This window comes from Geomonas edaphica (assembly GCF_004917075.1).
Taxonomy (GTDB): domain Bacteria; phylum Desulfobacterota; class Desulfuromonadia; order Geobacterales; family Geobacteraceae; genus Geomonas; species Geomonas edaphica.
Map to the genome: position 1 here is coordinate 298,721 of NZ_SSYB01000002.1, position 22,035 is coordinate 320,755.

At 60.2% G+C, this 22,035-nt stretch carries 21 protein-coding genes and 1 tRNA gene; 15 read left to right on the plus strand and 7 right to left on the minus strand.

The window, feature by feature from the left end; genetic code table 11:
- Positions 1-17: 17 nt before the first annotated feature.
- On the minus strand, positions 18-653 hold the full coding sequence (gene merB, locus E8K79_RS07525) for an organomercurial lyase MerB (protein ID WP_136514210.1): 636 nt from the start codon (positions 651-653) through the stop codon (positions 18-20).
- A 127-nt stretch (positions 654-780) separates the two neighbouring features.
- On the opposite strand from merB, the gene E8K79_RS07530 reads away from it, so the two are divergent.
- On the plus strand, positions 781-999 hold the full coding sequence (locus tag E8K79_RS07530) for a VF530 family protein (RefSeq protein ID WP_136514211.1): 219 nt from the start codon (positions 781-783) through the stop codon (positions 997-999).
- A gap of 213 nt (positions 1,000-1,212) precedes the next feature.
- Here the strand turns inward: E8K79_RS07530 and E8K79_RS07535 are convergent, their stop codons facing one another.
- The 5 genes from E8K79_RS07535 to E8K79_RS07555 all read right to left on the minus strand — a co-directional run bounded on the left by E8K79_RS07535 (position 1,213) and on the right by E8K79_RS07555 (position 5,604).
- Positions 1,213-1,962 (minus strand): methyltransferase domain-containing protein, encoded by a 750-nt coding sequence (locus tag E8K79_RS07535; protein ID WP_198419791.1) that lies wholly within the window; start codon positions 1,960-1,962, stop codon positions 1,213-1,215.
- A gap of 281 nt (positions 1,963-2,243) precedes the next feature.
- Entirely contained in the window at positions 2,244-2,921 is a 678-nt protein-coding gene (locus E8K79_RS07540; RefSeq protein ID WP_136514212.1) for a hypothetical protein, read from the minus strand.
- A 383-nt stretch (positions 2,922-3,304) separates the two neighbouring features.
- Positions 3,305-3,853: a hypothetical protein gene (locus tag E8K79_RS07545; RefSeq protein WP_136514213.1), complete on the minus strand. Its 549-nt coding sequence runs from the start codon at positions 3,851-3,853 to the stop codon at positions 3,305-3,307.
- 253 nt (positions 3,854-4,106) lie between these two features.
- Complete coding sequence (locus E8K79_RS07550; protein WP_198419792.1) at positions 4,107-5,381, minus strand: M48 family metallopeptidase; 1,275 nt, start codon at positions 5,379-5,381, stop codon at positions 4,107-4,109.
- Between the two features lie 125 nt (positions 5,382-5,506).
- Positions 5,507-5,604, minus strand: a tRNA-Sec gene (locus E8K79_RS07555).
- Positions 5,605-5,850: 246 nt separating this feature from the next.
- On the opposite strand from E8K79_RS07555, the gene E8K79_RS07560 reads away from it, so the two are divergent.
- The 7 genes from E8K79_RS07560 to galU all read left to right on the plus strand — a co-directional run bounded on the left by E8K79_RS07560 (position 5,851) and on the right by galU (position 9,971).
- Positions 5,851-6,180 carry a YggT family protein gene (locus E8K79_RS07560; RefSeq protein ID WP_135871964.1) on the plus strand — a complete coding sequence of 110 codons (330 nt, stop codon included), beginning with the start codon at positions 5,851-5,853 and terminating at the stop codon, positions 6,178-6,180.
- The gene (locus E8K79_RS07565; protein WP_136514214.1) at positions 6,177-6,623 is read left to right on the plus strand and encodes a DivIVA domain-containing protein; all 447 of its coding nucleotides are present in this window, start codon (positions 6,177-6,179) and stop codon (positions 6,621-6,623) included. The genes E8K79_RS07560 and E8K79_RS07565 overlap by 4 nt, the downstream gene beginning before the upstream one ends.
- Positions 6,624-6,938 (plus strand): DUF167 domain-containing protein, encoded by a 315-nt coding sequence (locus tag E8K79_RS07570; RefSeq protein WP_135871960.1) that lies wholly within the window; start codon positions 6,624-6,626, stop codon positions 6,936-6,938.
- Positions 6,935-7,393, plus strand: a complete 459-nt coding sequence (locus E8K79_RS07575) for a CBS domain-containing protein (protein WP_129127656.1) — start codon at positions 6,935-6,937, stop codon at positions 7,391-7,393. Before E8K79_RS07570 ends, E8K79_RS07575 begins: the two co-directional genes overlap by 4 nt.
- 85 nt (positions 7,394-7,478) lie before the next feature.
- A complete protein-coding gene (locus E8K79_RS07580) occupies positions 7,479-7,718 on the plus strand; it encodes an FmdB family zinc ribbon protein (RefSeq protein WP_135871958.1) in 240 nt (79 codons plus the stop codon).
- A gap of 182 nt (positions 7,719-7,900) precedes the next feature.
- Positions 7,901-8,746 (plus strand): bifunctional methylenetetrahydrofolate dehydrogenase/methenyltetrahydrofolate cyclohydrolase FolD, encoded by an 846-nt coding sequence (gene folD / locus E8K79_RS07585; RefSeq protein WP_136514215.1) that lies wholly within the window; start codon positions 7,901-7,903, stop codon positions 8,744-8,746.
- Positions 8,747-9,104: 358 nt separating this feature from the next.
- Entirely contained in the window at positions 9,105-9,971 is an 867-nt protein-coding gene (gene galU / locus E8K79_RS07590; RefSeq protein ID WP_136514216.1) for a UTP--glucose-1-phosphate uridylyltransferase GalU, read from the plus strand.
- On the opposite strand, the gene E8K79_RS07595 is transcribed toward galU, so the two are convergent.
- Positions 9,968-10,819, minus strand: coding sequence for an energy transducer TonB (locus E8K79_RS07595; RefSeq protein ID WP_136514217.1), 852 nt, complete (start codon positions 10,817-10,819; stop codon positions 9,968-9,970). The two genes, galU and E8K79_RS07595, sit on opposite strands and share 4 nt — an antisense overlap.
- Positions 10,820-11,037: 218 nt before the next feature.
- Here E8K79_RS07595 and E8K79_RS07600 point away from each other — a divergent pair, with 218 nt between their 5' ends.
- The 7 genes from E8K79_RS07600 (at position 11,038) to E8K79_RS07630 (ending at position 21,843) form a co-directional block, all read left to right on the plus strand.
- Positions 11,038-11,850: an electron transfer flavoprotein subunit beta/FixA family protein gene (locus E8K79_RS07600; RefSeq protein WP_136514218.1), complete on the plus strand. Its 813-nt coding sequence runs from the start codon at positions 11,038-11,040 to the stop codon at positions 11,848-11,850.
- Between the two features lie 83 nt (positions 11,851-11,933).
- Positions 11,934-13,262 (plus strand): FAD-binding protein, encoded by a 1,329-nt coding sequence (locus E8K79_RS07605; RefSeq protein WP_136514219.1) that lies wholly within the window; start codon positions 11,934-11,936, stop codon positions 13,260-13,262.
- 61 nt (positions 13,263-13,323) lie between these two features.
- Positions 13,324-15,312, plus strand: a complete 1,989-nt coding sequence (locus E8K79_RS07610; protein ID WP_136514220.1) for a heterodisulfide reductase-related iron-sulfur binding cluster — start codon at positions 13,324-13,326, stop codon at positions 15,310-15,312.
- Between the two features lie 21 nt (positions 15,313-15,333).
- Positions 15,334-16,452: a CapA family protein gene (locus E8K79_RS07615; protein ID WP_246043760.1), complete on the plus strand. Its 1,119-nt coding sequence runs from the start codon at positions 15,334-15,336 to the stop codon at positions 16,450-16,452.
- A 13-nt stretch (positions 16,453-16,465) separates the two neighbouring features.
- Entirely contained in the window at positions 16,466-17,152 is a 687-nt protein-coding gene (locus E8K79_RS07620; protein WP_136514221.1) for a type 1 glutamine amidotransferase, read from the plus strand.
- A 117-nt stretch (positions 17,153-17,269) separates the two neighbouring features.
- Complete coding sequence (locus E8K79_RS07625; RefSeq protein ID WP_136514222.1) at positions 17,270-19,717, plus strand: response regulator; 2,448 nt, start codon at positions 17,270-17,272, stop codon at positions 19,715-19,717.
- Positions 19,711-21,843 (plus strand): putative bifunctional diguanylate cyclase/phosphodiesterase, encoded by a 2,133-nt coding sequence (locus tag E8K79_RS07630; RefSeq protein WP_136514223.1) that lies wholly within the window; start codon positions 19,711-19,713, stop codon positions 21,841-21,843. Before E8K79_RS07625 ends, E8K79_RS07630 begins: the two co-directional genes overlap by 7 nt.
- Positions 21,844-22,035 lie beyond the last annotated feature (192 nt).

A 22,035-nucleotide genomic window follows, 5' to 3' on the forward strand; every position in this document is an offset into this window, starting at 1 on the left:
ACACAAATAGGGGGAATTCAGCCCGCAATTTTATCTTTTTTATCCAGCCGACGCTGGGCTATTGCGCGTCCCAAACGCCAGACCTCTTCAACGGACAGAATCGTCGCTTCCGGATGCGTGGAGCGCCATTTATCCGCAGCCTCTGGGGCGCTTAAGAAATGGACTTGGCTGCAAAAAGCGTTGCGCACATTGCAGCAACCTGCCTGGTCGGCAGGTATCACGAGAGACACCACAGTTTCGACCGGAGTCAGCGCGGTAACCCCTGTTGGCGTGACAGTTAACCGAACCGGAACTTCTGTGACCGGGCAGCGTGATTCCACCAGAGCCATCCGCTGCAATGCAACGGGATACATCAGAGCATCCAGTGCACACCATGTAAACAGATTGTGGCCGTCAACGCTGAAGCGGTGTGGTGTGGGAATCAGAGACAGTCCGCAGGCGATTATGTTGCCGTCATCATCGAACACGGTGTCTTTGAATTCCATCAAAGCCGTTTCTATGTCTCGCAGGGGGATATCGAGAGCGAGTGCTATGCTTGCTTTAGCCACGGGCTTGCCTTTTGCCAACGCGCGCAACAAATGCAACCAGAGCTTGGGATGTCGACAATGCAATGCGGCCTGGAGTCGCTCTCCCAATAAAGGATCAATGGACATGTGCCTTACCTCTCTTTATGACCCAGCGGCTGGGAGTTGACTGGGGAGTCTCGTTCCGGTCAATCAGCCATATCAACAGCACGCCACTTTACTCAGATTTGCACCAAGCTGCAATCAGGATGAAACCATGACCACTCAATCGCCTACCGACCCGCTCCACGGCGTCACTTTGAAGATGATTCTCACCGAATTGGTGGAGGAGTTCGGCTGGGAAGAGCTGGGAAAGCGGATCGACATTCGCTGTTTTACCCACACCCCCAGCATTTCCTCCAGCCTCAAGTTCCTAAGAAGGACGCCCTGGGCCAGAGACAAGGTCGAGGAGATGTACCTGCGGTTGAAGATGTAGAGGGGGGCAAGACCTCCCTTTCACCGTTCTCCTTCTAGCCCTACCGTCGAAACCGTAACTCCTGGAAGTTATGGGGGGCGCCTGCAATAATAGCAAATTTAACGGCCAGAGCATCAGAAATCGCAACTTTGCAAGCCTGGCCCCAGATTCCCAGATTCCCTTGCCCTCTACTCTACCTCCAGCCCCTCGCCGCCCGTGACTCTTACGCTGCTTCTAGGGCTTGCGTGCCAAAACAGAAAAAGCGAGGTCGCTAATAAACACGCAGCTCTTTGGCCTTTCTTCTTTCAATCTTTGCTCAAGCGTATCAATATCGATCTCAGCTTCAGTCGCTATTCCTTGTTCGACTATTCTTGGTAATATGGCCCGAACCACTGTTGAAAATGGATAGTGTAATTTTTGCCCCTGAATAATTGCCTCTGCTTTAACATTCTCGACAATAAACCCACTTTCGGTAAGAACGGTTGGTAATTCGAATCCCATATGAAGATTGCCGCCCTCCCTCTCAACAGTTCGCCATATCCATTGGTTTACTTTTTCATGAAGGGGGAGAGAAGTAATGCGTGCAGGTGTAATTGTTGAATCACTTTCTTGGAAAGCAACCACTCCGCCGCTTTTGACATTGCTGGAAATGTTTTTCAAAGCAGATACGGGGTCTTGCAAGTACATAAGAACACGCCGACCAAATGCAGCGTCAAAGACTCCCAGTTCTGGCAAGTGTGCGGAAATATCTGCGACGCAAAATTTGACATTCGAGACATTGCTTGATTGCGCGCGGTGTTTAGCCATCTCAAGAGCGCTTCCATTGATATCTATGCCAATAACCTCTCCTTCTGGGCCAACTGCCTCCAAAAGGAGAAATGAGACTACTCCATTGCCACAACCGATATCAAGGACACGCATTCCCTTTGCGATACCAGCGCTTGCAATTAGTCTTTCTGTTATGGAATTTTCGTTTTCAGACATGTTCCCCTTAATTTGTTGTCGATTCTGTTGGCGAAGATTGTTATTGACCGGTTAGGCAGGCTACAGCGAATAGCGGGACGTCTCTGAAGTTTTGACTTTAGGGCTTTGTTGTCTCCAGCAACCATGCAACCATGGGGGACAGGTCTTTACTCTTGCTCAATTTACTCCTTCTTGGCCGAGAGGTTTGTTCGGATCGTCAACGGGTAATCAAGAATAAAGACCTGACCCTCATTCCAGTCCCATCCCCGTACTTAGCAGCATGACAAGTGGGGGACTTCCCCTCATGTTGAAGTTGTCGCTGTGCCTAAGATCGATTTTAAAAATAATCTTCCAAGATAAGTTACAGAAGGAGGTCCAGAAGAATCATTCTTCAATAGCTTAAGATGTGTGAGATTATATAAATAGGCTTTCTGTATTTCGTAGTCTTGGTAGTTCTCAATTGGCATACCCAAAGAGTTGTCAGCGAGTTCCATTACACCTTGGTGTTTTTGGTAAAACTCATTATCTTCACCTGGGGCACCTTCTTGAACAAGAAAGTAAAATTGAAGAAAGATGATCTCTGGATCAGAAACTTGTGATAGTAACTGAAGCAATTTTTTTGTTTTTAAATGATTTAGCTCACTCTCTCTTAACCCGTTAGTAAGAATTTGAGCAATATATTCACGGCGTTCTGCAAGAAATGCTTTTGCTGCCTGCGTTGCGCCCTCCTCAAATATATCTATAAATTCAGGGCTCATGAATCTGGCTTTGAGTTCACCGCTGTCAACTTCTATCTTTTTCACTCTCTCTTCAAAAGCAACCAAGAATTTCACAAAACGATCTGCCCTTTGGTTCGGTATTACTGCTCCTAGGACTTCAGCTACAAAGGGGCCAATAACAGGAACTGCTCCTGAGACGCCTTTTGCGAGCATTGCTATAAAATCACTTGGTGCGATCCCTAATTTATAATTTTCATGCATGATTTTCTTACCATTACCGTCCCTAGTCTGACCGGCCTAGACTATTATCAGATCAATGAGAGGGTTTCGAAGTGGGGGAACAAAGACGGCAGGTATAAGTTTGTAGATTATGGAAATAAGGGGACACGTATAAGTTTATAAGATTCGGCGATATAAACTTATTATCTTATATGTGTCCCCTGCGCTCTGTCCCTCTGCGCTCTATACAAATTTATTCCTCGCTAGGTCTCATTGCCGAGGATTCAGAGCCTGGGAGGCAGGTCTTTATTCTTGAACTCGGCCCTCGTAAATATAATAAAATCAAGAAACAAGACCTGACCCCAGGCCCCCTCTACTTGCCTCACCAAATGTAAATATATCAACAACGTCCAGCCCTGCCCCTTTTAAATCCAGCTTCGCTTGGTAAACCGATACTTTATTCCAGTGTTAGTGGCTTCCAAAACTTCTATCACCAGCCCTCTAAACCCGATCACTTTGGATTCCGACAAGTCATAGCTTAGGTCTTGATAAAAAGCAGGGCGAGCCATATCGTTTGCAAATTCACGATAAACCATCTTGATTGTGTCTTTGGATTTGCCATTATAAAGGATCTCTTTGCGTATAGATCCGGGAGCATACGCTGTTGTCAGCTTCATCTGAACAGGAGGTTGCTGACTGGAAAAATCATAGCAAGTTCCAGGCATTCCGCAGGTGCAAGATCCTTTTACCAAGCCTTCTTTTGATATCCAGAGGCAGGTAGAGGGTTCTGGGGTACCAAAAACAACAAGCGGGGTGGCCATCGGTGGGGCACACTGATAGGTTTCACCAGGGCCTTGGAATGCGGCAGTGAATATTGTTCCAGGCGGAATTCGCTCCATGTTCTCTTCCTTAAACTCAACCCACTTCTCTGTTGAGAAAGCAGGGAAAGTTAGAACGTCCTCTTGGCGTACCACAGCCCCTCCCACCTCGGAATACTGGTCTCCGCTCAACGCCGAGTTGTCTGACCTATCAGCTGTTGGGCGTATTGGAGCTGAGATCTGGGTGCACCCGACAACCGTGCAAGCTGATACCGCCAAAAGCATTGTCAAAAGCCCTCGCATGTTTCCCTCCTTTTAAGTGTTTGGTGCGGTGGTGATAAGAGGAGATTCTTGAAATCACGACTTTGACACCCAAATTATAAAGTCTCAAGAACTTGCCCTGACGTTCTTACTTGCTGTTCACCCTGCCCACTCCCATCTCTGCGTTGTGTGCTTTCGCCTTAGCCTGGTACTGGGCGAACTGGGGGACGGCTATCGCGGCCAGGATGCCGATGATGGCTACGGTGACCAGAACGCCGCCGGCTGATCCTCCTACTCCCATGCGCGGCATGAAGAGGGCAAAGAACCAGGCGAAAAAACTGCGTGGCGGGGGGGCGGCAAACGGGTTGTCGACTCGTGCGGCTCGCTTGACGAGCCAGGGGTAGTCGGAGATGAGCTCGTGCAACGACATCCAGAAACCGCTGCTCTGCTCGATCTGATTCAGGTAGGCTTCCACGTTGACCTCGGACCAGAGCTTTTCTCCTGCGGACAACGCGATCAGTCCTTTGAGAGCGCTCTCGGTGCTGTCGCAGCAGGCTCTGCCGTACTGGTCGCAGGTGTACTCGCGGGCACGGGAGTAGGCGGCTCCTATCAGCGGGAATAGGCTTGCGGGCCAGAGGAAGGGTGCCCACTGCAGGTGTCTCTGTTTGATGTGACCGAGTTCGTGCCCGATGTAGAAGTTGATCGCTTCGGGACGGTCGGACATGGCGTTGATGACGTTCGTGTAGAGCACGACGAAGTTCCTGCCCAAAAACCTCGTGGCGAAGGCGTTCAGAAAGCCACTGCCGTTGATCAGGTAGGCGTCGGGAAGGTCACTCAGGCCGAGCGTCTTGCAGCAGGTGAGATGCCGGTTGTAAAGGTCGGGGAACTGGGTGGGGGAGAGCTTGATGCCGTTGCCCTTCAGATGGGCGATCAGTGCGGATTGACCGATCAGGAGGGCGATGCCGAAAGCGGGCAGCAGTAACGCGAAAACGCCTTTGGTCGCGAAGAGCAGCCCCAGCCAGTAAATCGTCGCAACCACGGCGTGGATCATGAAGAGGCGCTCCTCCCGGTGGTAGATGATGGGGCCCAGCTTGACGTTGGGGATGCTGCCGGAGGCTTTCTTCGAGGATCCGCTTGGGCCGGTCGTCCATTTGTCATAGACCACGTGACACTTGGGGCATGACGCCGCATCGAAGATGGCATCGGACTCCTGCCTCTGATAGCCGCACTTAGGACAGTTTCGAGTCGCCTGGGCTTTCGTCGTCGATGCCGCGACGGCGGGTGGCGCCACCTCGTCCGTAATCGGTTCGGGCAGCGGCAGAGTCGCCGCGTCCCTTGAGAAAACGAAGCTGGTTTTGCATCTGGGGCAACTGGTGACCGTCGCGTCGGGCGGGCATTTGTCGAAGGGGACGGATTTACTCAATCCGCACGAGGGGCACGTTACGGCGACTGGACGAGAATTCATTCCAATAACCCTTTCTTGTACTGGAGTAGACAAAGAAAAAGCCCTTGGTGATACCAAAGGCTCTCTTTATGGAGGTAGGGTAATGGCGGAAGCACATGGGAATCGAACCCACCTGGGAAGTTTCTCACCCCCCACACCGGTTTTGAAGACCGGGCCGCCCACCAGCGACGGTGGTGCTTCCTCATTGATTTTCTTGTCGAACTTTTTAAATCATCTCCAACTTTAAGTCAATATATAAAATCGGATATGAAAAAGCGCTGCCTCTTCCGGGCACCCTCTCTTTCGTCTCCTTTATTTGTTCGCCTTACAAAAATGTTCTTAGTTTTGCTGATAGTTGCGCCTATCCGAACACCCCTGCGATGCTTGACAAACAATCGTGTTTTCTGTATAGCTTGGCGTGCTTACTACCATTTAAAGAGGGGGATGAATGATCCTGTTCGCCAACATACTCTTGGCCCTTGCGAAGATCATCGAGTTGGCCAACGGTCTTTTAACTGTGTACAAGTACATCCTGCTCGCCAGTGTCATCATCTCCTGGGTCAACGCCGACCCTTACAACCCCATTGTCAACTTCATCTACCGGGTAACCGAGCCTGCGCTGCGCCGCATCCGCCGCTACATGCCGGACACCGGCATGCTCGACCTCTCTCCGCTCGTACTCTTCGCGTTGATCTACCTCGTGCAGATCGTGGTCTTCGACACGGCCTACAGCTATCTCATCATCTACAGTAACCAGCTCAAAGGGGGTGCCCTGTGAAGATAACCCCCATGGACATCCAGCAGCAGCAGTTCAAGGGGAAGATGTTCGGCGGGCTCGACCCGGAGGACGTGGATGCCTTCCTGCAACTGGTGGCGGGCGAGATGGAGGAGCTCATCAGGGAGAACAACGACCTGAAGGAGCGCATCAACCGCAACCAGACACAGATGACGGAGATGGAGGCCCGCGAGGCGCAACTGCGCGAGACCATGCTGGCGGCTCAGCGCATCACCGAGGAGATGAAGGCGAACGCCCAGAAGGAGGCACACCTCATGATCTCGGAGGCTGAGCTTAAGGGGGAGCGCATCATCGCGGACGCCGAGAACAAGCTGGTGCAGTTGAACAACCAGATCCAGGAGCTGAAGAGGGACAAGCTTCAGTTCGAGTCGGGCTTCAAGAACCTCCTGGATACCTACTATAAGCTGCTCGCCCTGGACAAATAAATGAACGAAGAGACGGTACGGGTAACACGCACACCTGAGGGGCTCCTCTTCACGGTGCACGTGCAGCCGCGCGCCTCGCGCAGCGAGATCTGCGGCCCGAAGGAAGGGGAGCTAAGGGTACGGCTCACCTCGCCGCCGGTGGATGACGCCGCGAACAAGCAGTGCGTCGAGCTCATCGCGAAGAGCCTCGGCATCGCCAAGTCCAAGGTCAGCATCAAGTCGGGCGCCAAGTCCCGGCACAAGGTGGTCAGAGTACAAGGGGTGGAGCAGGATGACCTCCTGCCCTTATTCAAATCGGAGAAGGAGCAGCAATGAAGGCGAAAGACATTATGGTAACGGACGTGCCGTCCATCACCACCAAGACCACGGTGGGTGAGGCGGTCCGGATCATGAAGAGCAACTTCGGCGACGAGAGCTTCCTGAACGCCGCACCCGGCCTGATCGTGGTCAACGAAAGGGGGGGACTCGCGGGAATCCTCACGCCCTTGAGTATCATCACCGCCATCATGGACGACGCGCCGGAGGGGAAATCCGACCCCGCCTTCTTCGGTTCCCTGTGCGACCGCATCAAGGATCTCCCCACCTCCGCCATCATGGAGCACCAGCCCATCTCGGTCACCCAGGACGCGAGCGTCAGCGACGTGGCGAGGCTCTTTCTCACGCACCGTTTCCAGAGAGTACCCGTGGTGGACGGCAAGAAGGTGGTTGGGATCATCTATCGCTCGCGCCTGCTCTTCGCCATCAGCCAGAGCCTGATCGTTGCCTCTTGACAAAAAATGTACCGGGTACTTATATTTGTACCTGTCCCCGGCCGCCTGCGACCGGCGGAAAAGTTTATAGGAGGTTGTAAAAGCGATGCCACTTTACGAGTATCAATGCAAAAGCTGCAACGAAACCTTTGAGTTGCGCCAGAAGTTTTCCGACGCACCCGCCACGGAGTGCCCTAAGTGCGGCGGCTCCGTTGAAAAGCTGATCTCCCAGTCCGGCTTCTCCCTGAAAGGGGGAGGGTGGTACGGTGACGGCTACAGCGATTCCAAGGCGGCCCCTTCCTGCCCCTCTGGCGGGGGATGCGCCGGTTGCCCTTCGGCCTCCTGATCACGCCATGAAACGACAAGGCCCCCGTACCCACGGGGGCTTTTTTTGTCCCCCGTTCCCGGCAAAATCCTTTACAAAACCTTCCGTTTTAATTATTATCGACAGCTTAAAAAACTGAGCCCGGCCCGCCCGCGAGGACGCGCCGCGCCTGCATATTCCAGCGGAAAGAGGGGTACACGTTCATGGCGAAAATCATCGACGGTAAGGCCATCGCGGCAAAGATCCGCGCCGAGATCAGCGCAGAAGCGGCAAAACTTAAGGAGCGGGGGATCGTCCCCGGGCTCGCCGTGGTGCTTGTCGGGGAGGACCCGGCGAGCAAGGTCTACGTCTCCATGAAGGAGAAGGCGTGCGCCGATGTCGGTATCTTCTCCGACGAGTACAAGCTCGCGGCGGAAACGAGCGAGGAGGAACTCCTCACCCTCATCGACAAGCTGAACAACGACCCGAAGATCCACGGCATCCTCGTGCAGTTGCCGCTGCCGAAGCAGATCAACACCGAAAGGGTCCTCGAGGCGATATCGCCCGAGAAGGACGCCGACGGCTTCCACCCCTACAACGTCGGCCGCCTCGTCATCGGCAAGCCGCTCTTCCAGCCCTGCACCCCCTACGGCGTCATGGTGATGCTCAAGGAGACGGGTGTCGACCTGACCGGCAAGGAGGTCGTCGTGGTCGGGCGCTCCAACATCGTCGGTAAGCCGGTCGCCTTCATGTGCCTGCAGCAAAACGCGACGGTGACGCTATGCCACTCGAAAACCCGCGACCTCGCCGCCAAGGTGGGGCAGGCGGACGTGGTAATCGCTGCGGTCGGTGTTCCCGAGATGATCAAGGGGGCCTGGATCAAGGAGGGGGCCGTGGTCATCGACGTGGGGGTGAACCGCGTGGGCGAGAAGAAGCTCGTAGGCGACGTGGAGTATGCCGCGGCCAGCGAGCGTGCCTCGGCGATCACCCCGGTTCCGGGCGGCGTTGGGCCGATGACCATCACCATGCTTTTGCAGAACACCCTGGAGTCGGCGAAAAGGGGGATGTAGGAGCAGACGGGTGGGGGACATGGGTGCGTTAGTCTCGAAGCAGTGAGCATGGCATCACGTTCCCCCCTTTGCGAAGGGGGGACAGGGGGGATTTAGCCTCGTCTTCTCAACATGCACCAACTGAAGAGTCCATCGCACACGCAGTGGGATCAGACGCTTGATGTCTAATTTTTAACAGCAAGTACCGGGAACAAAAGCAAATCCCCCCCGTCTCCCCTTCGCAAAGGGGGGAGCGCTAGGTCACCTGCGGCGCTTCGTGAGAACACACCGGGCTCCCCGGAATTCTCGGAATTCCCGGATGAACCTCCCGCAAGGGGAGGGGAGACGAATCAATAAGACATGAGCAAGGAGTATTACGATGCGCGTTAAAAAGGCCGTTTTCCCGGTCGCGGGGCTTGGCACCCGCTTCCTGCCGGCCACCAAGTCAACACCCAAGGAAATGCTTCCGCTCATCGACAAGCCGCTCGTCCAGTACGTAGTGGAGGAGGCGGTCGCCTCGGGGATCGAACAGATCCTCTTCGTCACCGGCCGCGGCAAGAGGGCCATCGAGGACCACTTCGACATCTCCTTCGAGCTCGAGTCGCTGCTCTACGAGAAGGGGAAGGATCACGAGCTGCAGCAGGTGCGCGAGATCGCGGAGATGGCGAACATCTTCTTCGTGCGGCAGAAGGAGGCGCTGGGGCTTGGCCACGCCATCCTCTGCGCCAAGGAGTTCGTCGGGGACGAGCCTTTCGCCGTACTTCTGGGTGACGATATCATCGACGCTCAAAAGCCTTGCCTTGCCCAGCTCCTCGAGACCTACGAGAGCTACCGCTCCCCGGTCCTCGCCCTGGAGCAGGTCCCCATGGAATCCATCTCTTCCTACGGCTGCGTGCGTGCGAACCACCTGGCGAACCGCGCCTACGAGGTGCTCGACCTGGTGGAGAAACCGCCGGTCGCCGAGGCACCGTCGGATCTCGCCATCATCGGCCGCTACATCCTGACGCCGGGGATCTTCCCGATCCTCGAGACCCAGGAGCCGGGGAAGGGCGGGGAGATTCAGCTCACCGACGCCATCAAGACGCTGTCGCGCCAGGAGCCGATCTACGGCTGCCGATTTGACGGGATACGCCACGACTGCGGCGACAAGCTCGGTTTTTTGAAGGCGACGGTGGATATGGCGCTGAAGCGCGATGAATTCAACGGGGATTTCGAGGCGTTCTTGAGGCAGCGACTGGGCTGCTAGTGCAGCCGGCCGCTGCCGCTGCCGTAGTGGAAGAAGGCGATCAGCTTGAAGCTTTCGCCGGTGTACCCCTTGGGAAAGGAGCCTATCGGCCCGAGGGCGTTCAGGGTGCGCAGCACCTCGTCGTCCAGGATCTTGCTCCCGGAACTTTCCAGCATGTCGACGCGGACGATCTCTCCTTTTCGGTTGAAGGTGATCCTGACCGGCGTCGTCCCCTCGATGCCGCGCATGAGTGCCGCTTGCGGGTAATGCCAGACGCCGTAGATGGCGGTCTCCAGCCGGCGCAGGAACGAGCCGAACTGGATATCGTCGGTGTTAAGAAAACGGGTATCCCCTTCCTCGACTTCGCTGCGGTACTTTTCGCGGTAGCTCTCCTCAAGGCGCGCTAGCTTGGTCGCGCTCGGGAAGAGCTTCGCGCGGTCCAGCGGGGCGCTTTTGGGCTTGAAGATCCCCTGGCCCGGTGCCGCCTGTTCTCTGGACGGCTGGGGCGCTGGGTAGGACGGCTCACGCGTTGCCTGGGAAGGGCGATTCGGTTGGGGCGGAGCGCTTTTTCTTTGCGGCAGTATCCGGTCTACCGCATCGCTCGCCTTCGGGGCCATCTCCCTGACGACGCGCTGCGGGGTTTCCGAGTACCTCTTGATATCGGGTTTGGGCTGCGGCTTGATCTCCGGTTTCGGCTGGGGAGGGAGCTCCTGGAGGTCGGTCAGATCGACCATGGTCGCTTCCGGGGGCCTTTTGCTTTTGTCTTGTCCAGGGGGGATTAACGTGATAACAAGATATACCGCCAGATGGCACAGCAGCGAGAGCAGCAGCAGGTAAAGGAAGTTTTTCTCGACGTATCTATCTGACATGTATCTCCACCCGTGACTGATCGGGTGATGTGTTGGCGCTGAACCTCGCGTGATGGTAGAAGATCATTTCGCAAAAAGCAAGGGGTTTGGGCAGACAGTTTCGCGCCTGACGGCGTGCCCTCCACCCCTCAGTTTTTTACCGCTCCTTGACCTAGGTCAACTTTTTTCCTGAAATCTCTAGTAACGTTAAGACATAAAAATTCACTTCCGAGGTAGCCATGCTCGTAGTGGTGTGCGTCAAGCAGGTCCCAGATACCACGCAGGTACAGATCGATCCCGTCACCAACACCCTCATCCGTGAGGGCGTTCCCTTCATCGTGAACCCCTACGATACCCATGCTGTGGAACAGGCGCTCCGCTTCAAGGACCGTTACGGCTGCCGCGTGGTCGCCATCTCCATGGGGCCACCCAACGCCGAGGCGACCCTCAGAAAGGCGCTGGCCCAAGGGGCGGACCGGGCCGTGCTTCTCTCCGACCGGGTGTTCGGCGGCGCTGACACGCTCGCCACGAGCAAGGTGCTTGCCGCTGCCATCGAGCGCCTGGCCCAGGAGGACGAGGTTGGCGTGGTGATCTGCGGCAAGCAGACCATCGACGGCGACACCGCCCAGGTAGGCCCCGGCATCGCCACGCGTCTGGACTTCGCCCAGCTCACCCTGGTGGACCGGGTCGACGAGCTTGACCTTTCCGCCCGCAGGATCAAGGTGAGCCGCAAGCTCGAGGGGCGCCACGAGCACGTCGAGGCCCCGCTTCCGGTACTGCTCACCGTGGTGCGCGAGTTGAACCGTCCCCGCTACCCGACGGTCGCCATGCGCCTCGAGTCCGCCGACGCGCAGGTGGAGGTGTGGGATAACAGCGTGCTCGGGCTCGACGTGAACACCATAGGCCTCAAGGGCTCCCCCACATGGGTAAGCCGCATCTTCTCCCCCGAGAGGGCCAAGGGGGAGATGCTCGGGGATGGCGCGCACGACCCGGAGGGGGCGGCCCAGCTCCTCATCGACAAGATGATCGAGAAGGATCTCTTAGCGCTTTAATTCAAATTCACCACCTGGATTCGGGCGACCGGGAGCCGGAATAGGCGAACGATCGTCAGCCAGGAATCATCAAGGAAGAAGCAATGACCGATGCTGTGAAACCACCGAAAAAACCGCGCGGCAAGGCGCAGCTTTTGGAAAACAAGTGCATAGCCTGCGGCGCCCGCTGCCAGAGCGCCTGTCCGGTTGACGCGATCCAGATGAACGACGCGGGCGAGCCGATCATCGACCCCTCGCGCTGTATCGGGTGCGTCAAATGCGTGAAGGTCTGCCCCGTGCAGGCGATCGAGATGGCCTTCACCCCGGAGGAGCTGCGCATCCTTCAGGAACTCGCCGCCGCTTCCGGTGGAGAGGTCGTGGAGGAGGACCCCGAGGAGGCGGCGCTTAAGAAGAAGCTCGCCGCCTACCGCGGCGTCTGGGTCTTCATCGAGCAGACCGAGGGGGAGGCCGCCAAGGTCTCCTGGGAGCTCTTGGGGAAAGGTAAGGAGCTCGCCCAGGCGAGGAAGGCGCCACTTTGCGCCGTGGTCATGGGCGACAACGTGGAGAAGCTTTGCGCCGAGGCGTTCGGCTATGGCGCCGAGACCGTGTACCTCATGGACGCGCCGGTACTGCGGCACTACCGCACCGAGGCGTACCAGAAGAGCCTCTGCGCCCTGGTTGAGAAGTACAAGCCGGAGGTGATCCTCATGGGCGCCACCGGCCTTGGGCGCGATCTCGCCGGCGTAGTCGCCACCATCCTCGCCACCGGGCTTACCGCAGACTGCACCGGCCTCTCCGTCGACGAGAAGGGGAACCTGATGCAGACCCGTCCCGCGTTCGGCGGCAACATCATGGCCACCATCGTCTGCGACAAGTTCCGTCCCCAGATGTCCACGGTCAGGCCGCACGTCATGCCGATGCCGGAGTTCGACCCGCAGGCTAAAGGAGAGATCGTGCGCGAGCCGGTGCCGATCGCCGAGAATGACGTCCAAGTGAAGGTGCTCGACATCCTGATGGACGGCGGCGGCTCCAAGGTGGACATCGCCGGCGCTGAGTTCATCATCTCCGGCGGGCGCGGCATGATGGCCAAGGAGAACTTCTCCATGCTCGAGGAACTCGCCGAGGTACTTGGCGGCGTGGTCGGCGCTTCCAGGAGCGCGGTCGATGCCGGGTGGATGCCCCCGGACCGCCAGGTGGGTCAGACCGGTAAGACGGTGCGCCCGAAGGTGTACATCGCCTGCGGCATCTCCGGCGCGATTCAGCACCTGGTCGGGATGCAGGACTCGGACGTGGTGATCGCCATCAACCGAGACCCCGAGGCCCCCATCTTCGAGGTGGCGAGCTACGGCATCGTAGGCGACCTCTTCAAGGTGATCCCCGCGCTCACGCAGAAGCTGAGGACGCTGAAAGCGGCCCGCTCCGGGGCCAAGTAGCCGCAAGAGAAAAAGAACCCTGCTAGCGGCCATAGGCCGCAAACGATACGAGGTACCACCCATGCAAACCGCCATCTTCACGACGCTTCTGGTCGCCTCGCTCCTGTTTTTCGCCTGGAGCGTCTACCGCCGCCTGTCGCTGGTCCTTCTGGGACTGCCCGAGGAGAGGTTCGACCAGCCGGGGCGCCGTCTTTCTGAGATGTTCCTCTACGCCTTCGGGCAGCTGCGCGTCATTAAGAAGCCCTTCGGCCTGAACCACTTCGTCATCTTCTGGTCCTTCGTGATCCTCGCCATCGCGAACGGCGAGTTCCTGGTGAACGGGGTCTTCCCGTCGCTTAGCCTCGCACTTTTGCCGGAAGGGTTGCACAGGGCGCTCCTCGTCGCCTTCGACGTGGTGTCGCTTCTGACCCTCTTCGCCATCGCCCTCTCCTTCGTGCGCAGGATCGTGGTCAGGCCGCCGCAACTGGACAGCCTGTACGTGAAGGGGAGAAGCCCCGAGGCGTTCGCCATCCTCTCCTTCATCGCGCTTTTGATGCTCGCCTACTTCGGGATGCATGGCGCCATCATCGCGCAGGGTAGGGAGGCCGCCGCTTCCGCCATGCCGGTATCCACCGTGGTGGCCGCCTGGCTCACCCATGCCGGCGTCGATCTTACCCTCGTGGAGAGCGTCTCCTGGTGGGTGCACGCCCTCGTGCTGATCGCCTTCATCTGCTTCCTGCCGCTTTCCAAGCACATGCACATCCTGACCGCGATCCCCAACTGCTATTTCGGGGCGCTTAACTGGCCCGCCACGCAGCCGCGCGAGACCTTCGAGAAGGGGGCGGTCTACGGTGTCGGGAGCGTGGAGCGCTTCACCTGGAAGGACCTCTTCGACTCCTTCTCCTGCACCGAGTGCGGCCGCTGCCAGTCCGTCTGTCCCGCCTCCATCACCGGAAAGCCGCTGAACCCGCGCCAGGTAGTGCACGCCATCAAGACGAACCTCTTGGAGAACGGCCCGGCGCTGAAGGATGGAAGAAAAGGGACGCTGCCGCTCATCGGCGACGAAGGGGAGGGGACCAACACCGAGGACGCCATCTGGTCTTGCACCACCTGCGGCGCCTGCATGGAGGCGTGCCCGGTCCTCATCGAACAGATGCCGAAGATCGTCAAGATGCGCCGCCACCTGGTGGAGACTGAGTCGAAGTTCCCCGAGGAGCTTTTGAACCTCTTCGAGAACATGGAGCAGCGCTCCAACCCCTGGGGGATCGCCCCGGGCGAGCGCGCCAAGTGGGTCTCCACCCTTCCCGTGAAGCCGTTTGTCGCGGGTGAGACCGAATACCTCCTCTACGTCGGCTGCGCCGGCTCCTTCGATTCCCGCGCGAAACAGGTGACCGTGGCGCTCGCCACCGTCCTGAACGCGGCTGGGGTCTCCTGGGGGATCCTCGGCAAGGACGAGAAGTGCTGCGGCGATTCGCTTAGACGCCTCGGCAACGAGTACCTCTTCGACAAGATGGCTAAGGAGAACGTGGAAATCTTCCGCGAGCGCGGCGTCGCCAAGGTGATCACGCTCTGCCCGCACTGCCTGACCACGCTGAAAAACGACTACCGCCAGTACGGCCTCGAGCTCGAGGTGGTGCACCAGAGCGAGCTGATCGCCGACCTGATCAAAAAGGGGCGCATCAAGCTCGACGGCAGCGAGAAGAGCCTCGGCAAAATCGCCTACCACGACCCCTGCTACTTAGGGCGCCACAACGACATCTTCGAGGCGCCGCGCACTGTGGTTCAGGCCGTCACCGGCAGCGCACCGCAGGAAGCCGAGCGCCACGGCCGCAACTCGTTCTGCTGCGGCGCCGGCGGCGGGCGCATGTGGATGGAGGAGTTCATCGGCGACAGGGTGAACCACACCCGCGTGGACGAACTCCTGGCCGAAAAGCCGGACACCGTATGCGTCGCCTGCCCCTACTGCATGACTATGATGGAGGACGGCCTGAAGGACCGCGGTGCCGGAGAGGTCAAGGTGCGGGACGTGGTCGAGGTGCTCGCCGAAGGGCTCTTGCACAAAAAGGGTTGATACCGTGTTCCCCCTTCCGGGGTGCCCAAAAAATGGGGCGCCGGGAGGGGGAGTGCACGCTTTGCAGGCAAAAGGAGAACCCCGCTGACCCCGCTCACCCCATGGCGCGCCGCCGTCGCGATTCTTTTCTCCCTTCTCGTCCCCCACACCTCTCCTCCGGCCGAGGCCGCCGGGAGGACGGTGACCATTGCCGCGGTCGGCGACATCATGATGGGCACCGACTACCCGACCCCGAGGCTCCCGCCGCGCGGCGGCCGGGACCTCTTCGCCGCGGCCGCGCCGTTTTTGAAGCGCGCCGACCTCGCCCTCGGCAACCTCGAGGGACCGCTCACCAAGGCGCAACTCCCCGGAAAAGTGCCCCTTCCCGGGCGCCGTTACCTTTTTCGCACCCCCCCATCCTACGTTCGCAACCTGAAAGAAGCGGGCTTCTCCATGGTCTCGCTCGCCAACAACCACGCCCACGACTTCGGGCCGGAAGGGCTCGCCGAGACGAGGCGCGCCCTCGAGGAGGCGGGGATACTTTTCTCCAGCAAGAGGGGCGAGGTGGCCCGCTTCGACGTGCGCGGCGTGAAGGTCGCCGTGATCTCCCTCTCCTACGGCCCGGCGCCGCGCTCCATCGTCTTCCCGGCACACCCCCTGCAGGAGATCGCCACTGAGGCGCGCCTAAACGACATCGTCATCATCTCCGTGCACGCCGGTGCCGAGGGGCGCGGGGCGCTGCACGTCTCCCCGGGGATGGAGCGTTTTCTCGACGAGCCGCGCGGCGACCTGGTCGGCTTCGCCCATGACGCCATCGACCGCGGCGCCGACCTCGTGCTCGCGCACGGGCCGCACGTGCCGCGGGGGCTGGAGCTTTACCGCGGCAGGCTGATCGCCTACAGCCTCGGCAACTTCGCCACCTGCAGCGGGGTGAGCGTCGCCGGGGAGAGCGGCTACGCGCCGCTCATCACCGCCGAACTCACCGCCGACGGATCCTTCGTTGCCGGAAGCATCGAGTCGTTTCGGCAGTCTCCCGGCACCGGACCGCGCCCCGACCCAAAGCGGCGCGCCATGCGCCTTATACGCAGACTCTCGGCCGATGATTTTCCGGACTCCCCCATCGTCTTCGGGGAGCGGGGAGCGCTCGGCGTAAAGCGATAAAGAAGGAGTTATCATGTTCCTCATCGTGCAAAACGACCCCAACTGCCCGGCAGGCATGCTGCACCAGGTCCTCGAGGAGGCGCGCGTTCCTTACCGCACCGTTTGCGCCTTCACGGGGGACCCGATTCCCGACCCTTCCGGCCTCACGGCGGCGGTGGTGCTCGGGGGGGAGATGGGTGCGCACGACACGGAGCGGCACCCGCACCTCGCGCGCGTCATCGCTTTCATGCGGGAGGCCGTCGCCGCCGGGCTGCCGCTATTCGGCATCTGCCTCGGTGGACAGCTTCTCTCGCACGCCTGCGGCGGCACGGTGAGTTCCCCCTCGCCCCACGGGGAACACGGCATACACCACGTCGAGCTCACCGCTGCGGGCGCTGCCGATCCCCTCTTTGCCGGCGTCGGCAACCCCTTCGTCACCTTCCAGCTGCACAACGACAGCTTCACCACGCCGCCAGGGGCGACCCTGCTTGCCTCTTCCCCCGCCTGCCCGGCGCAGGCCTTCCGCCTCCCCGGGCGCATCTACGGGGTGCAGTTTCACCCCGAGGTTGACCGCTCCATCGTGGACCTCTGGGACGGCTTCTTCTCCCCGCGCGCCGACCACCTCTCGGGCTTCATCGCCGCAGAGGAGACCTTCAACGCAGCCTCCCGTACCATCCTCGCCAATTTCGTATCCCTCTCGCTCTCTCCTGCACAACCTTGAAATAGCCGACCCTTTATTGTAAAGTTCTAACGTTTGTGCTCCGGGCATCATTAAAATCGCCCCCTGCCCGGGGGCGCGGCTGTAGATCTTCCTCCGGAGCGCGACCGAGGGGGTGCCGTGAAGCTTCCGTGGCCGGGTCAACACTGCCTTAAGTCCAGACTGATCACACTGCTTCTCGTCGGCAACGGGATGCTCCTGCTCGGGCTCGCCGCGGGGTGTCTCTGCTACCGCCTCCTGATCCCCGCCTCTCCGCGCCTTCCAGGTGCCGATGCGCCGCTCATACTCTTCGCCTCCCTGCAGTTCATCTTCGCGTTTTGTGGCCTGGCCGCGCTCTTGGGTCTCCTCTCCCAGCGCATCGACCGGCTCATCTCGGACCCCATCCGCCGGCTCACCGAGAAGATGGAGCTCGTCTCGGCAAGCCAGGACTACCGCGTGCGCGTGGACCCCGAGGTGGCGTCGGGGGACGAGCTCGGCCTTCTTTTCGCCTGCTTCAACAACATGCTGGCCGAGATCTCGGTGCGCGACGAGCGGCTCGCGCTGCATTCGGAGGAGCTGAAACTCGAGGTGGCCGAGCGGACGAGCGAGCTGCGCAGCGTGAACGAGCAGCTCGAGGAGAGCCTCAAAAGCGTGCGCCACGCCATGCAGTCGGCCCAGTCGGCAAGCCGCGCGAAGTCCGACTTCCTGGCCCAGATGAGCCACGAGATCAGGACCCCGATGTACGGGGTGCTCGGCATGACAGAACTCCTCCTAGGAACCGGCCTCACCAAGGAGCAGGTGCGCTACGTGGAGACGGTACGCCGCTCGGGCGAGGCGCTTCTTTGCATCATCAACAACATCCTCGACTTCTCGAAGATCGAGGCGGGGCGCATGGAGCTCGAGAACATCCCCTTCGACCTTCCGCAGTTGGCCTCCGACGCGGTGGCTATCTTCGCCGAGGATGCGGCGCGGAAAAGCCTCGAGCTCTCACTGGAGCTGGAGCCGGGGCTCCCCCGGATGTTCATCGGTGACCCAGGCAGGCTGCGCCAGGTGATGGTGAACCTCCTCGGCAACGCGGTGAAGTTCACCCCGCGGGGGTGGGTCCGCCTGACCCTGTCCCTCGCCGAGGAACCGGCGCTAGTGCGCGTGAGTGTGGAGGATACCGGCATAGGCATCCCGACCGAGGCACGCGAGCGCATCTTCCGCCAGTTCGCCCAGGGGGACGAGTCGATGACCCGCAAGTACGGCGGTACCGGCTTGGGGCTCGCCATCGCCCGGCAGCTGACCGAGCTCATGGGGGGGGCGCTCGAGGTCGAGAGTGCGCCGGGGGAAGGGGCGCGTTTCAGCTTCACGGCCCGCCTGCAGCTCCACGAGGAGTCCTCGCGCGCCGAGCGCTGCTGTGCTGCGCTGCGCGGCAAGAGGGTGCTCGTGGTGAGCGATGCGCCGCAGCTAAGCGAAGCGGTGGCGGAGCAGCTTGCCTCGTGGGGGGTGGAGCTGGAGAGCGCGGGGGACGCGCCTGGGGCGCTCTGCCGCCTGGTCGCCGCCCCCTTTGACCTTGCCCTGATCGATCGGGAGGTGGCGGGAAGTGGCGCCATGGAACTCACCTGTGCCATCCGGGCCCTCCCTGAGGGGCGTTCCCTGCGCCTTCTTCTTCTCGATGAAAACGAGGAACTGGCAGGGGACCCGCGCCTTACCGGTGTGGAGGCGACCTGTTATCCACGCGGCGGCGTGCGCGAGGAAGGGCTATACGGCGCCGTGGTGGCGGCGCTCGGGATGGAGGAGAATGAGCGCCTCGAGGCGGGATGCTGCGGGGCGACCCCGCCGCGCCTGCGCCGGGTGCTCCTCGTCGAGGACAACGTGGTGAACCAGGAGGTGGGGAAGGGGATGCTCGAGAGCCTCGGGTGCCGGGTGAAGGTGGTCGAGGACGGGCTTGCCGCGGTGGAAGAGGTGCAGCGCTGCGGCTACGACGTGGTCTTCATGGACTGCCAGATGCCGATCATGGACGGGCTGGAGGCGACCCGGCGCATCAGGGAGCGCGAGGGTGCAGCGGAGGGGCGGGTCCCGATCGTCGCCCTCACCGCCCATGCCATGAAGGGGGACCGCGAAGCATGCCTCGAGGCCGGGGCGGACGACTACATCTCCAAGCCGTTCAGCCGTGAACAGGTTGCCCGGGCGATGGAGCGGCTCTTGCGTGGGACGGCGCCGCAGCATGGGGAAACGCAGGAGGCCGAGGTGATCTCCCGCGACAGGATGAGTGGTGCCCTCGCCATGATCAGGACCCTGCCCGGCAATCGCGGCAAGGAGGTGCTGCGCAAGGTCGTGGACCTCTACCTTGCAAGCACGCCGGCGCTATTAAAGACCATGCGCGAGGCGGAGTCAGGGGGGGATGCGGAGAAACTGAAGGCGGCGGCGCACAGCTTCAAGTCATCGAGCGCCAACCTGGGCGCCTTGCGCCTGGCCGGGGTCTGCAGGGAACTGGAGCGATTGGGGCGAGCCGGCTCGACCGAAGGGGCGCTTCCGCTTTTGCACGAGGCCGAGGAGGAGTACCGGCTGGTACGCGACGCGCTCAAGGGAGGACCGCTATGCTGACCAGGAAGAGCAAGCGCGCAACCCCGCTGGTCATGGTGGTGGACGACGACCAGGCGGTGCGTATGCTGGCCCGGGAGGCCCTGGAGAGCTCCGGGTTCGTCGTGCGCGACGCGGAAACCGGCGAGCAGGCGCTGGAAGATTTCGCCCTCCACGACCCGGACATCGTGCTCCTGGATGTCATGATGCCGGGGATCGACGGCTTCTCGGTCTGCTCCGAGATAAGAAACACCGATGCCGGGCGCGACACCCCGGTGCTCATGATGACGGGGCTGGACGATCTCGCCTCCATCGATTCAGCCTACGAGGCGGGGGCGACCGACTTCATCACCAAACCGATCAACTGGCACATCCTGGGCTACCGGGTGAGTTACATGCTGCGGGCGAGCTCGGCGCTCGAGCAGCTGAGAGAGAGTAGGGCGGGACTTGCCCACGCCCAAAGCTTAGCGCACATAGGAAGCTGGGAATGGGACCTATCCAGCGGCGAGATCCGCTGCTCCGAGGAGGTCTACAGCATCTGCTGCCTCGACCGGGAACAAAACCGGATGAACCCGATCCTGGACCTGGTACACCACCAGGATCTTGCCTTCGTGCAGGGCTCCCTCGAGGACGCCGTATCAAGGCGTACCCCGGTCAGTTTCGACTACCGCATCCTGATCGAAGGGGGAGAGCGGGTGCTGCACGCGGAACTGGCGACCGTTTTGGACGACGCGGGGGACGCCATCTGTCTTACCGGGACCATCCAGGACATCACCGAGAGGAAGCGGGCCGAGGAACAGATCCGGCTCCTCGCCTACTACGACGCCCTGACCGGGCTCCCCAACCGCCGCTTCTTTCAGCAGCAGCTGGAACAGGCGCTCATCTACGCGAACCGCAACGACCGGATGCTTGCCGTCCTCTTCCTCGATCTGGACCGCTTCAAGCTGGTGAACGACACCCTGGGGCACGGGGTTGGGGACCGCCTGCTGCAGGACGTGGCGGACCGCCTTTTGCGCTGCGTGCGCAGAAGCGACTGCCTCGCCCGGGCCGAGCAGGATGATTGTCCCCCCTCGCTCGTGTCGCGCCTCGGGGGTGACGAGTTTACCATCATGCTCTCGGATATCGAGCACTTCCAGGACGTGGCGAAGGTCGCCCGGCGCATCCTCGAGGCGGTCTCGGTCCCCTACTCGCTCGAGGGGCAGGAGGTCTTCGTCTCCACGAGCATCGGCATCAGCCTCTACCCCTTCGATGCCACCACGGCGAGCGACCTGATCAGGAACGCGGACGGCGCCATGTACCAGGCGAAGGAGCAGGGGAGAAACGGCTACCAGATCTACGACGAGTCGATGAGCGCAAAGGCGCTGGAGCGGATCATCCTGGAAAGCCAGCTGCACAAGGCGATCAAGGAGGGGGAATTCGTCCTCCACTATCAGCCCCAGGTCTCCAACGTCACCGGGGAGGTGGTGGGGCTTGAGGCGCTGGTGCGCTGGAACAGCAGGGAGCTCGGTATGGTCGAGCCGTCGCGCTTTCTCCCCCTCGCCGAGGAGATCGGACTGATCATCCAGATCGACCAGATCGTCATCGCGCAGGCGTGCCGCCAGCACAAGCTCTGGATGGACGCGGGGATGAAACCGGTGGTCATGGCCGTGAACATCTCCGGGCAGCAGTTCATGAAGAACGAACTCCTGGACGCGGTGACCGCGGTCCTCAGGGAGACCGGCCTCCCCCCCGAGCTCCTGGAGCTGGAACTCACCGAAGGGGTGCTCATGGCCCATACCGAGCGGACCGTGAAAACGCTGCAGGCGCTGAAAGGGATGGGGGTGCGCCTTGCCATCGACGACTTCGGCACCGGGTTTTCATCGCTTTCGTACCTGAAGCGCTTTCCCCTCGATGTCCTCAAGATCGACCGCGCCTTCATCAAGGACATCACCACCGAGGTGGACGATGCCGCCATAACCCTTGCCACCATCGAGATGGCTCACACCTTGAAACTCCTCGTTATCGCAGAAGGGGTGGAGACTCGGGCGCAGCTCGAGTTCCTGACCGACCATGGCTGCGACATGTACCAGGGGTACCTGTTCTGCAAGCCGGTCCCCCCCGAGGAGATCGCGCGCATGTTTCTCCTCCCTCCCTCCTCCGACCCTGCCTAAAAAAAGGTCATCGCTGCCGCAATAGTCACCCGCTTCGCCGCCACGTATACGAGTGCGTGTCGGAAAACCTCGTAGTATCCACTGTTTATAGATGTCGCTTCGTGATGGCATGGCCTGTGCTAAACCGTGATCAGACACGGCACGATGGCGTGCTGGACAAGGCTTTCCCGCCCGTTTAGGCAATGGTGCAGG

What these genes read in the sequence shown, in the direction of transcription:
- E8K79_RS07535 (WP_198419791.1), bottom strand. Translation starts at nt 1,962, where the DNA reads ATGTCTGAAAACGAAAATTCCATAACAGAAAGACTAATTGCAAGCGCT.
- E8K79_RS07620 (WP_136514221.1), top strand. Translation starts at nt 16,466, where the DNA reads ATGTTCCTCATCGTGCAAAACGACCCCAACTGCCCGGCAGGCATGCTG.
- E8K79_RS07540 (WP_136514212.1), bottom strand. Translation starts at nt 2,921, where the DNA reads ATGCATGAAAATTATAAATTAGGGATCGCACCAAGTGATTTTATAGCA.
- E8K79_RS07580 (WP_135871958.1), top strand. Translation starts at nt 7,479, where the DNA reads ATGCCACTTTACGAGTATCAATGCAAAAGCTGCAACGAAACCTTTGAG.
- E8K79_RS07600 (WP_136514218.1), top strand. Translation starts at nt 11,038, where the DNA reads ATGCTCGTAGTGGTGTGCGTCAAGCAGGTCCCAGATACCACGCAGGTA.
- E8K79_RS07605 (WP_136514219.1), top strand. Translation starts at nt 11,934, where the DNA reads ATGACCGATGCTGTGAAACCACCGAAAAAACCGCGCGGCAAGGCGCAG.
- E8K79_RS07560 (WP_135871964.1), top strand. Translation starts at nt 5,851, where the DNA reads ATGATCCTGTTCGCCAACATACTCTTGGCCCTTGCGAAGATCATCGAG.
- galU (WP_136514216.1), top strand. Translation starts at nt 9,105, where the DNA reads ATGCGCGTTAAAAAGGCCGTTTTCCCGGTCGCGGGGCTTGGCACCCGC.
- E8K79_RS07570 (WP_135871960.1), top strand. Translation starts at nt 6,624, where the DNA reads ATGAACGAAGAGACGGTACGGGTAACACGCACACCTGAGGGGCTCCTC.
- E8K79_RS07530 (WP_136514211.1), top strand. Translation starts at nt 781, where the DNA reads ATGACCACTCAATCGCCTACCGACCCGCTCCACGGCGTCACTTTGAAG.
- merB (WP_136514210.1), bottom strand. Translation starts at nt 653, where the DNA reads ATGTCCATTGATCCTTTATTGGGAGAGCGACTCCAGGCCGCATTGCAT.
- folD (WP_136514215.1), top strand. Translation starts at nt 7,901, where the DNA reads ATGGCGAAAATCATCGACGGTAAGGCCATCGCGGCAAAGATCCGCGCC.
- E8K79_RS07595 (WP_136514217.1), bottom strand. Translation starts at nt 10,819, where the DNA reads ATGTCAGATAGATACGTCGAGAAAAACTTCCTTTACCTGCTGCTGCTC.
- E8K79_RS07575 (WP_129127656.1), top strand. Translation starts at nt 6,935, where the DNA reads ATGAAGGCGAAAGACATTATGGTAACGGACGTGCCGTCCATCACCACC.
- E8K79_RS07630 (WP_136514223.1), top strand. Translation starts at nt 19,711, where the DNA reads ATGCTGACCAGGAAGAGCAAGCGCGCAACCCCGCTGGTCATGGTGGTG.
- E8K79_RS07610 (WP_136514220.1), top strand. Translation starts at nt 13,324, where the DNA reads ATGCAAACCGCCATCTTCACGACGCTTCTGGTCGCCTCGCTCCTGTTT.